This window comes from Candidatus Poriferisocius sp., from assembly GCF_965204015.1.
Taxonomy (GTDB): domain Bacteria; phylum Actinomycetota; class Acidimicrobiia; order Acidimicrobiales; family Bin134; genus Poriferisocius.
The window spans coordinates 177,026-188,443 of record NZ_OZ241965.1; the positions used below are offsets into that span (position 1 = coordinate 177,026).

General features: G+C 63.4%; 8 protein-coding genes. 7 read left to right on the top strand and 1 reads right to left on the bottom strand.

The genetic code is table 11. The features are described 5' to 3' along the window. Nucleotides 1-28: 28 nt before the first annotated feature. The 7 genes from ACOGJC_RS00775 (at nucleotide 29) to ACOGJC_RS00805 (ending at nucleotide 10,633) form a co-directional block, all read left to right on the top strand. Nucleotides 29-1,039, top strand: a complete 1,011-nt coding sequence (locus ACOGJC_RS00775) for a BMP family lipoprotein (protein ID WP_419846605.1) — start codon at nucleotides 29-31, stop codon at nucleotides 1,037-1,039. 165 nt (nucleotides 1,040-1,204) lie between these two features. Next, entirely contained in the window at nucleotides 1,205-2,572 is a 1,368-nt protein-coding gene (locus ACOGJC_RS00780; RefSeq protein ID WP_419846606.1) for a RidA family protein, read from the top strand. Nucleotides 2,573-2,583: 11 nt separating this feature from the next. Next, the gene (locus tag ACOGJC_RS00785; protein ID WP_419846607.1) at nucleotides 2,584-4,752 is read left to right on the top strand and encodes a xanthine dehydrogenase family protein molybdopterin-binding subunit; all 2,169 of its coding nucleotides are present in this window, start codon (nucleotides 2,584-2,586) and stop codon (nucleotides 4,750-4,752) included. Then, nucleotides 4,745-5,905, top strand: coding sequence for a M24 family metallopeptidase (locus ACOGJC_RS00790; protein ID WP_419846608.1), 1,161 nt, complete (start codon nucleotides 4,745-4,747; stop codon nucleotides 5,903-5,905). The genes ACOGJC_RS00785 and ACOGJC_RS00790 overlap by 8 nt, the downstream gene beginning before the upstream one ends. Beyond that, nucleotides 5,898-7,421, top strand: a complete 1,524-nt coding sequence (locus tag ACOGJC_RS00795; RefSeq protein WP_419846609.1) for an ABC transporter ATP-binding protein — start codon at nucleotides 5,898-5,900, stop codon at nucleotides 7,419-7,421. The genes ACOGJC_RS00790 and ACOGJC_RS00795 overlap by 8 nt, the downstream gene beginning before the upstream one ends. 19 nt (nucleotides 7,422-7,440) lie before the next feature. After that, nucleotides 7,441-9,735 (top strand): xanthine dehydrogenase family protein molybdopterin-binding subunit, encoded by a 2,295-nt coding sequence (locus ACOGJC_RS00800; protein WP_419846610.1) that lies wholly within the window; start codon nucleotides 7,441-7,443, stop codon nucleotides 9,733-9,735. Nucleotides 9,736-9,823: 88 nt separating this feature from the next. Next, nucleotides 9,824-10,633, top strand: a complete 810-nt coding sequence (locus tag ACOGJC_RS00805) for an isochorismatase family cysteine hydrolase (RefSeq protein WP_419846611.1) — start codon at nucleotides 9,824-9,826, stop codon at nucleotides 10,631-10,633. 7 nt (nucleotides 10,634-10,640) lie between these two features. Here the strand turns inward: ACOGJC_RS00805 and ACOGJC_RS00810 are convergent, their stop codons facing one another. Further along, nucleotides 10,641-11,399, bottom strand: coding sequence for an SDR family oxidoreductase (locus ACOGJC_RS00810; protein WP_419846612.1), 759 nt, complete (start codon nucleotides 11,397-11,399; stop codon nucleotides 10,641-10,643). Nucleotides 11,400-11,418: the final 19 nt, after the last annotated feature.

The following is an 11,418-nucleotide window of genomic DNA, read 5'->3' on the forward strand; positions in this document are numbered from 1 at the left end:
GCCCGCGCCAGAGCCGGAGCCAGAGGAGATGGAGCCGTTCCGCGTGGCGTTCTTCTACCCGGGCACCAACGACGACATCAGCTGGTCGAACGCGTGGTGGGACGGCGCCCAAGCGGCGGCGGCCAATATCCCCAACCTCGAGCTGGAATTCGTCGAGCTGCTCAATGAGCCGGATGCCTATGTCCAGCAAGGATCGGCGTTCGCCGATCAGGGCTACGACTTCCTCCTGTTCGCCCATGGCGCCATGGTCGATCCTGCGATCCAAGTTGCCTCCAACTTCCCGGACACTCAGATATGCATGGCACCACACCATCCTGCGCCTGACGCACCGCCAATTCCCGACAACATGTGCTGGGTCGAAGTCGACCAGCACAACGCCAATTTCTTGACCGGTGTCATTGCCGCACTGGCCACCGAGACCGGCACCATCGGGTCGCTCAATGGCTTTGAGTTCCCGGCACTGACCCGTCAGCCCGAGGCCTTCCACCTTGGCGCCCGGTGCGTGAATCCCGACATCAACTTCGAACAGGAGTACATCAACACCTGGGTCGACACCGCGGTGGCCAAGGCGGCCGCGCAGTCCCTCATTGCGGGGGGTGCCGATGTGATCCTGTCGGCCACTGACCAAGCGGTGCTGGGGATCATCGATGCTGCCCAGGAAGCAGACACCCAGGTTTGGGTGGTGCCGTCCTACTACGACAGCTTCGACATCGCTCCTGACGTGGTTCTCACCTCGGCGGTTCACGGACTGGCCGATGCTGGCCAGGTCATGATCGAACGGGCTTATGCCGGTGAGATCGGTCCGGGGTCGTACCATCAGTTCGACGTCACCAACACGGCGGGTATCATTGCCGCACCGCTGTACGACAACGCCGGTGTGCTCAGCGATGAAGACTGGGCGATCTTCGAGGACATTGATGCCAAGGTCCGTACCGGAGAAATCACCATTCCCGACGAGACCGCTGGCGATCCCACCATCGGTACGTCTGGTTCGGCAGCTTCCATTGACGTAACAGCCCTCGGCTGCACGCCACGCTAACCAGCCGACGGTATTGAGTAATGGGCTTGCCCGGGGGCATGGAACTGCGGTTTCAGCCCCCGGGTGAGTTCTTTGGCAGTGCTAAGGATGCTTGCCGCCGCGACCTCGCGCCAGAACGACGAACGACTACAAATGAACAGGCAGAAACGAACAGGAGAGGACATCATGGCTGAGAACGATCGAGTAGCCGTTTGGGGGGGCGAGCCCAAACCCCTTATGCCCTACAGTCCAGCAATCAAAGCGGGCGGTTGGGTTTTCGTGGCCGGCCAGCTCGCGTCGGATTTTGTGACGGGCCTCGCGCCAGAGGCCGGGGGCGACGGCCGAAACCCCAACGGGTACGACGCCCTCGAGCTCCAATCTCGATTCGTGTTGGAGAATCTCCAGCTCACCCTGGAAGCGGCCGGCTGCGACATTGGCACCGACATCGTGCGCATCTACCAGTGGTTCTCGTCTCCCCATCCCACCATCGATGAGTTCTGGGAGGGGAACTCCTGGCCAAAGATCAGCATCACCCCGTATCTGCGGACCCGAGACGAGTTCGTCCATCCGCCGCGGCCAGCGTCAACCGGTATGGGAATCCGCGAGACAGGGCTCCTGGTCAACAAGACCATTCTGGAAGTCGACATGATCGCCATTCCCGGCGGCGGGAGCGAGGGTTTCGAGGTCCCTGAAGGCGTCCCATCGCCGTTGGCCGGGTACTCCCCCGCCATTCGGCGCGGCGATTGGATCTTCTGTGCCGGCGAAATCCCCGTTGACTGGATGGGCGACTACATGCAGGGCAACGACATGGGGACCCCCAGCGGCGTCGCTCCCGAGGCTCGCGTTAACCCGTACTTCTGGTATGGATCGGAGATCGAGAGCCAGACCGAATACGTCCTCCAAAAGCTGGACAAGATCGTTCAGGCTGCCGGTGGCTCCATACAGAACACCGTCAAGGCAACGGTGTATCTGGCCAGCCCAGCCGACTTCGCCGGCATGGAGCGGGTCTGGAAGCAGTGGTTCCCCGAGAATCCTCCCGCTCGCGTGGTGATCCCGTACATGGGTCTTGGCGGCAAGGGAAGCCGGGTCGAGATCGCTCTCAAGGTGCTCGCCGACGACGCTTCAATCGAAATCGAGACCATCGAGACTTCCGATGCGGTCCAGCCGCCGTGGCATGAGCCCCAAGCGGTCAAGGCTGGCGACTTCCTGTTCTTCAGTACCGCCATTGCCTATGACGAGCTCGGCAACCTGCCCGAGTCGGTACAGCGCCATCCCGAGTTCCCGTGGTACGGCCAGCCCCCCAAGCTCCAGATGGCCTACATCATGGACAACGTCTCGGCGATCTGCGAGGCGGCCGGAACCAGCGTCGAGAACATCGTCCGACGCCAGTGCTTCCACGATGACTTCACCCATTTCCAGCAATCGATTGAAGAGTGGGCCAGCTACTTCCCTGGTGACCGGCCCGCTTCTACGACGTTAGAGATCGGTGGGCCTCTCCAAGTCCCCGGTGCCCAGTTCCTCATGGACCTGATCGCCTACGTGCCGCCTAGCTGAGCAACCAGTAGTTGAGCATCCTTGGCAATTCCGTCCTACGGGTCGAGGATGATGGGCTCCTGACGGGCAGCCGCCCGTTCACCGCCGACCTCATCACCGGCGGCACGCTTCACGCCCGCTTCATCCGCTCCTCCGTTGCCCACGGGAACCTCGTGAGCGTCTCCGGCGGTCCCAGTCTCTACACCGCCGCATCGCTGGAGTTGCCCAAGCTCGTGCCGTGGCCGCCGACCCCCGACCGGTACGCCCGGGATCTGCTAGCGGTAGACAAGGTCCGCTATGTCGGCGATCCCATCGCCGTGGTTACCGGTACGAGCATGGCTGAGGCTGAAGACCTGGCCGGTGACGTATACGCCGAAATCGAGCCGCTTCCTCCGGTGGCCTCACCTCTTGAGAGCGACGAAGTGGCTTTCGAAGTGGAGCCGATGGTGGATCCCTCGGTGCTGGATGAAGCGGACGTGGTGGTCGAGGCCACGTTCTTGAACCAGAAACTGGCCCCGGTCCCCCTCGAGACGAACAGCATTCTGGTTGTGCCCGATGAAGACGGTGAAGGCCTGTGCCTCTGGGTCTCCACCCAGTTTCCGTGGGACAACCAGGCCGCGGTGGCCGCTGCACTGGAGCTCGACACCGACCGGGTCCGGGTGATCGCACCAGCAGTCGGGGGAGGATTCGGAGCCAAGGGCCACACCTATCCCGAACACATCGTGGTGGCGGCGATCGCCCACCTAACCGGCAAACCAGTGGCCTGGCAGGAGACCCGGTCCGAGAATCTCCTCAACATGACCCATGGCCGGGCCCAGGTTCAGCATGTGGCCTTGGGGGCTAAACGCGACGGGACTATCACCGGGCTTCGAGTCGAGGTTGTCGCCGATGCCGGGGCCTATCCCCACGTGGGCGCCTGGCTACCTAACTACACCCGGCTTATGTGCACCGGGACCTATCGCATTCCCCGAGTGGCCTTCAGCGCTCGAAGCATGGTGACCAACACCGCACCGGTCGGCGCCTACCGGGGGGCCGGGCGGCCGGAAGCCACCGCGTTCCTCGAACGTTCCATCGACCTGCTGGCCCGCCGGCTCGACATCGATCCGGTAGAAATCCGGCGGCGCAACCTGCTCGATTCGCACAACACCAACCACGTCACCCCCAGTGGTGCGGTGTATGACTCCGGGGACTACCGCGGAACCTTGGACCTAGTCGTCCAAGCCTCCGGCTATGAGACGTTGCGTCGAGAGCAATCCATGCGTCGGGCTCGGGGAGACCGGTGGCTTCTCGGCATCGGGGTATCCACCTACATCGAGGTGACGGGCAACGGACCCACTCAGGAGTTCGCCTCCGTCACCATCGAGACCGATGGCAGTGCGACCGTCCTCAGCGGTGTCTCGTCTCACGGACAGGGCCACCAGACCACCTACGCCCAAATCGCTGGCGCGCAGCTGGGTCTGCCGGTGGACAAGATCCGGGTGATCCAGTCCGACACCGCCGTCGTTCCCCGGGGCAATGGGACCTACGGCTCCCGCTCCCTCCAGTTGGCCGGCAGCGCGGTCGACAAGGCAGCAGAGGCGGTCGTCGAAAGAGCCAGCCAGGTCGCCGCCGAACGGCTGGAGGCCAATCCTGCCGACATGGTGGTTTACGACGGCGTTGGGGTCGGGATCATAGGCAGTCCCGCCACCGCCATCAGTTGGGCTGAACTGGCTCCACTGGCTGTCGAGCTAGATTTGGATCAAGGAGCGCGGACCTATCCCTCGGGCGCGCATGTTTCGGTGGTGGAGGTTGATCGGGAGACCGGCGCGGTTCGGTTGATCCGTCACATCACCGTGGATGATTGCGGGAACGTGGTCAACCCGATGCTGGCCCAAGGCCAGCAACACGGTGGAATCGCCCAAGGAGTGGCCCAGGCCCTGTGGGAGGAGATGGTCTACACCACTGACGGCCAACCGGTGACCTCAACTCTGCTCGACTACCTCGCCCCTACCGCTCAAGAGCTGCCCACATACGAAATCAACAGCATGGTCACGCCGACTCCCTTGAATCGGCTGGGGGTCAAAGGCATCGGTGAGGCCACCACTATCGGGTCGACGCCGGCGGTCCACAACGCGGTTCTCGACGCTCTTGCGCCAATGGGTGTAGAACATCTTGATATGCCCCTCTCCCCTGAGAAGATCTGGAGGGCCATCAATGGATGACATCCCACAAGTCAACGGCTATCCGAGATACTCGCCCGAGGAGATGGCCCAGCGGTACCGCCAGCTCCGGGAGCTCATGGACCGCGACGACCTGGATGCGGTCCTCATCGGAGGGGCCACCGGGCCGCACGACACCTCGGTCCAGTACTACTGCAACTGGCCGCCCCTGTTCCCGGTGTACTTGATCGTGCCCCGTGACGACGACCCCGAAATGGTGGTCCGGCTCTGGAATCACATTCCTGATGCCGAACGCATCTCGGTCATCCAGAACATCAGCTTTGGCGGCGACGACCATTCCGATCTGGTGGCTCGCGTCGCCGAGCGATTGTCCGGCTACCGCCGCATCGGCACGATCGGCGTGGTGCCCTACACCGACGCTTCTGCCTTCGGACCCGAGCGCCTGGTCAATCTCAACGCCGACTATTTCGCCATTCGAGTGGTCAAGACCGAAGAGGAGATGAAGTACGTCCGCATCGCCTCCCGCATGAACGATGACGCCGTGGCCGCGCTGGCGTCGAACACCGTTCCGGGGATGAACGAGTATGAGCTGGCCAAGGTGATCGAGGACGCTTACCTGCATCGCCGGGGAACCAACCTCATCCACTTCACGTTGACCACCTCGATGGCCAACCCGGAGTTCTTCGTGCCCCACCAATACCAGCCCGACCGGGTTATCAAAGCCGGCGACGTCTTGGTGACCGAGATCAGCACCACCTTTTGGGGCTACACCGGGCAGATCCTGAGGACGCTGTGCATCGCGGGAGAGCCCACTCCGCTGTACGAGGAGATGTACGAGGTGGCCGAGAACACCTACTCGGACATTGTGAGCGTCATGCGGTCTGGTGTGACCATCGGAGAAGTCTTGGACCGGGCCCAGTCCATACACGAGGCGGGCTTTGACATTTGGGACGATCTCGTGCATTGCTACGGGGGCGGTGGCTATTTGGCGCCAATTGTTCGCACTCGGCCGAACCGCGGCGCCACCCACCCCGACGACTGGGCCTATCCCGACGGCACGGTCTTGGTCGTTCAGCCGAACGTCATCTCCCCCCGGGCACGGGCCGGTGTTCAAGTGGGAGACTCAATGTGGCTTCGACCCAACGGAGTTGAGGTGACCCAAAACCACCCGAGGGAAATGATCCGCTGTGGATGAGAAGGTTGTAGAGCTTCGCGGCATCTCCAAGCGATTTGGCCATGTCCAAGCCAACGACAGCATTGACTTTGATGTGCGCGCCGGTGAGATCCACGTCTTGCTCGGTGAGAACGGAGCGGGCAAAACCACGCTCATGAACGTGATGTTCGGCCACATTCTCCCCGACTCCGGAACCATGTTGGTCAGGGGCCAAAAGGCCGACATCCAGTCGCCCCATGACGCGCTGGCGCTGGGAATCGGGATGGTGCATCAGCACTTCTCATTGGTGCCCACCTTCACGGTGGCCGAGAACATTGTGCTCGGATCGCGGCCTGTTCTCGATCTCCGCCTCAAACCGCTGGCCATCCGCCGCGAGATCTCCTCGCTGGCTGAGCAGTACAGCATGCCGCTCCCCCCCTCCACTCCCGTTCGCCAGCTCCCCGTTGACCTTCAGCAGCGGGTCGAGATCTTGAAGGTGCTCTACCGGGGCGCCAACATTTTGATCCTCGACGAGCCGACTTCGCTGCTCGGGCCCCAGCAGATCGAGAACCTGTTGGGCATCCTCGAAGATCTGCGCTCGAAGGGGCACTCGATCGTGCTAGTCACCCACAAACTGGCCGAGGTCACTCAAGTCGCCGACCGGGTTACCGTCATTCGCGCCGGCAAGAAGGTGGCCGAGGTCGAACGGGGGAACTTCGACGAGCGCACCCTTACCAGGGCCATGACCGGCCAAGACATCACCGCCGTCAAAGTGGACCATACGTCGCTTGGGGATGAGGCTGAAACCCTTCTTGAGGCAAACGGGCTGGTGACGACCGGTGTCGGGGGCAACTCTCTTGATGGCCTGAGCCTGTCGGTCCGCGCCGGTGAGATCCTCGGCGTTGCCGGAGTCGAAGGGAACGGACAACGAGATGTCGTCAGTGCCATCACCGGGCTCAGCCCCCTCGAGTCCGGCACCGTGGTGATCGACGGGGTGGATGTGACCGGATCTGAACCGGCCAAGCTCCGCGACAGCGGCTTGGCCGTCATCCCCGAAGATCGCCACGGATGGGGGCTGATCCTCGATATGTCCCTGGCTGAGAACCTCGCCATGAACGAGATCCCCGCGGGCCGGTTCTCCCGTCGAGGACTGCTCGACTGGAAGCGCATCAAGGATCAGGCCGCCGGACTGCTTGAGGAATACGACGTCCGACCGGCCGATTCCGATCTCTTTGCCGGCACCCTGTCGGGCGGCAACCAACAGAAGGTGGTGTTAGCCCGGGAATTCTCGCGGGATCCCAAGGTGCTCATCGCCGACAACCCCACGTGGGGGCTCGATGTCGGCGCGGTTGACTATGTGCACCGTCGGTTGCTCCAGGTCAAAGAGGCGGGGGCGGCGGTACTGCTGTTGACGTTGGATCTGGAAGAGCTCCTCAAGCTCAGCGACCGGGTTGTGGTGATGTTCCGGGGGCGGGCCGTGCTGGAGCGCAGCGTGGATGAGTTGACCATGGATGAGCTCGCATTGGCCATGGCCGGAAGCCCAACGGGAGTGTCGTAGCGGCCCAGGGAGGAGCGCAATGAGTTTCGTCGGGAGCTCGGTACCTCGACTCGAAGACCCCCGGCTCTTGCGTGGTGCGGGTCGATTTGTGGACGATGTCGATCTGCCCGGCCAACTGTGGATGAGGGTCGTGCGCTCAACCTATGCCCACGGCCAACTGGCGGGGATCGACACTGCCGCGGCGGAAGCCATGGCCGGGGTTCGGTTGGTGCTCACCGGCGCCGACGTCGCCCATATAGAGCCCATTCCGTTGCGGCTGCCGTTCGACGGCCTCGGGCTTGAAACCGCTCTTCAACCAGTCCTCGCCCAAGAGCGAGTTCGCTACGTGGGCGAGCCCATAGCGCTCGTTCTAGCTGATGACCCCTATTTGGCCGAGGATGCTGCGGAGGCGGTGGTTGTCGACATCGAGCCGCTGGATGCGGTGGTCGACATGCTCCGCGCCCCCGGCCAACAGTCGCTGTGGTCGGACTCGTCGAACGAGCTCTGCGTCCTTCAGAAGGGCTACGGCGATATCGCGGCGGCGTTTGAACTGGCAGAGCGTGTGGTGGTCACAGAAGTCGCTATCGGGCGTCACTCAGGCGTGCCCCTTGAAACCAGAGGACTGGTTTGCGATTTCGATACCGGCCGTGACGAGCTCACCGTTTGGGGTGCGACACTGGTCACGCACTACCACCGCCAGGTCTTGGCCCGCCTCTTGGGGCGGTCGCCGGCCACCATCCACATGCGCTCGACCGACGCCGGCGGGAGCTTTGGGGTCCGCGGCGATTTCTTTCCCGAGGACTTTCTGGTTGCCCACGGGGCGGTTTTGACCGGACGTCCGGTTAAGTGGATTGAGGACCGGGCTGAGAACCTCACCACCACCAACCATGCTCGCGAGCAGACCCACCGCTTGCGGGGCGCCTTCGACCCCGAAGGGCGCCTTTTGGGGCTCGAGGCTGAGGTGTGGCACAACAAGGGGGCGTACATCCGTCCCACCGGGGTCATCGTGTCTGAGCTGACCCTGGGAATGATCCCCGGCCCCTATCGACTGCCGGCCTACGCGGCCAAGATCCATGTCATCACCACCAACAAGACCCCAGTGGGCCCCTATCGGGCGCCCGGCCGCTATGAGCTCACCGTGGCCCGGGAGCAGCTCCTCGACCTGGCCGCCGCGGAATTCGACCTCGACCCGGTAGAGATTCGCCGCAGGAATCTGCTCACGGCCGCCGAATTGCCCTATGAACCCGGATTCGAGCTGGCCGGCGAGTCGTTTCTCCTCGACTCCGGGGACTTCATTGGATTGATTGAACAGACCGGGGCCAAGTACGCCGAGTGGTGCGACCACATCAAAGACATGAACGACCACCGTCGGGGAATCGGGCTGTCGATCTTCATGGACAAGAGCGGGCTTGGCTTCTATGAGACCGGGGCCGTTGATATCGATACGACCGGGACCGTCCGGGTCTTCATCGGGGGCGCGTCCTCAGGGCAGGGCATCGAGACCGTGATGGCGCAGATTGCCGCCGACGAGCTGGGAGTTGACCCTTCGGTGATCCACGTCATCTACGGAGATTCCGACCTTGTCCCCGACGGAGTGGGCTCGTGGTCCAGCCGCTCAACGGTGATCGGCGGGATGGCCGTGCAAACTGCGGCCCGCCACACGGCCGACAAGGCCAAGCGGATTGCCGCCGACCTGCTCGAAGCCGCGGCCGACGATCTGATTTTGGCCGACGGCGGCGTGCACGTCGCGGGGGCTCCGGCGAAGTCGGTGACTCTGGGCCAAGTCGCCGAAGCCTGCGGGACGCTGGAAGCGGCCGAACGGGGTGAGGAGCCGGGACTCGGTGCTCGTGAAGTGCATTTCGACGAGCGGATGAACTATCCGTACGGGGCCGTGGTGGTCGATGCCTCCCTGGATCCCGAGTCGGGCCAGGTGCGACTACACCGAGTGTGGCTGGGGTGCGAGGTCGGCAAGGCGGTCAATCCCAAGCTCGTCGAAGGCCAAGTACTCGGGGGGTTCGCACAAGGCTTGGGCGGCGCTCTGCTCGAGGAATTCACTTTCGATGAGAACGGGCAGCCCCAGGCGGCCAACTTCATGGACTACCTGATGCCCACGGCAGCCGACCTTCCCCCTATTGAAACGGCGATCCTGGAGAACGCTCCCACTCCGACCAACCCCCTGGGGGCCAAGGGCGCCGGTGAAGCCGGCATCGCGGGGGCGGGCGGGGCAATCGCCGCCGCCGTGGGCCACGCGCTGGGCGACCCCGGCGTGGTGAGGGCGCTCCCGATCACCCCCGATTGGGTATTGACTCAGCTCTCGGCCCAACAAGAGGGTTAGGGCTTGTGGCGCACATGACGCACAGCCATTAAATTCAGTTCGGTAGAAGCCCAGCCTTTCGAGGCAACACACGAAAGCCGAGCCACCCATGAAGACCGAGATGTACGCATACCTGGAAGGCAAAGACCGCGTTGTGTTGCCCTCGGGCACCAGCAACTTCGAGGATGCCTTCGAGCGCTGGCTCGACCCGGACAAGACCGCTATCGCCTGCATCGACATGCACCGCGGCCACATCGGTCCTGAGGAGGAGCTGACCTGTCCGTGTCCGCGGGCTCGGGCGAAGATCCCCGCCCACGACATGTTCCACCGAATGGCCCGGGCCATCGACATCCCCATCATCCATGTCCAGCACTGGCAGCGGTACGGCGGGATTGACGACTTGAACTCCAAGCAGTACAACCGCATGGCCAACTGGCGGGTGCTCTACGAGCTGTATCTGCCGCCGAATCCGTCCATGGATGAGCACAGCTGGGAAGGCACCAAGTGGCTGGACATCATGGTCGAGGAGGAAGAAGGCGACTACTACGTCCGGACCAAGAAGCGCCTGTCGTCGTTCGTCCCCACCGATTTCGAGTTCTTGCTCCGCCAGCTCGACATCAAGAACCTGGTGCTTACCGGGACGATGACCGACGCCTGCGTGCTGTCGACGGCCTTCGATGCCGCCAACCGCGATTTTCGGGTCATTGTGCCCGGCGACATCGTGGCCGGGGCCAGCGAAGAGGCTGAAGCCGCCGCGTTGCTGGTCACTTCCCTCCACCTTGGACTGGTCACCGACGGCCCGGCCCTGATTCGCGAGTGGTATGCCCGCAAGGGCGTAGCCGTTCCGTGGGAGCTGGACGGCGTGGTGAAGATGACCGAGGCATCGGGCGTCCTAGAGGACACCGAGGTGTTTGCCTAGAGGACGGTCAGACGGCGGTGTAGCCCCCGTCCACGTACAACAGGTGCCCGTGGACGAAGTCTGACGCCGACGAAGCCAAGAAAACAGCCGAGCCGGCAATATCGTTGGGCTGCCCGACGCGCCCGGCGGGAACCCGGGGAAGGAATGCCTCCAAAAAGCCCGGGTCGTCGAGCAGGTACGCGTTCATCTCGGTTCGAACCGCGGTGGGCGCGATGGCGTTGACGTTCACCCCGTGGGGGGCCCACTCCAAGGCCAACGTCCGGGTCAGCTGCATGACCCCGCCCTTGGAGGCGCAATAGGCGGCGAACCCGGGAAAGCCGACCTCGCTGAATGTCGAGGCGAGATTGATGATCTTGCCCGCACCCGCTTCGACAAAGCGATGGCCCGCCGCCTGGCAGCAGAAGAACAGGGCCTTCAGGTTGGCATCGATGGTGGCGTCCCAGTCTTGCTCGGACACATCGAGTGCCGGCGCCGTCAACTGCACGCCGGCCGAGTTAACCAGAATGTCGAATCCGCCGAGCTCGTCGGCCAGCTCCCCGAACACTCCGGGAATACCGCCCACATCGGTCAAGTCGGCGGCTCTGACCCCGGCAGACTGGCCGAGGGCCCGCACCTCCGTCGCTGTCTCGTCGAGCAACTCAACCGTGCGGCCGATCACGGCAACATCGGCACCGGCACCAGCCAGGGCAATGGCGATGGCCCGACCGATCCCCCTCCCACCACCGGTGATGATCGCCTTCTTGCCGGACAATGCCTTTTCAGTCATGTGTGCCTCGATTCTCTTG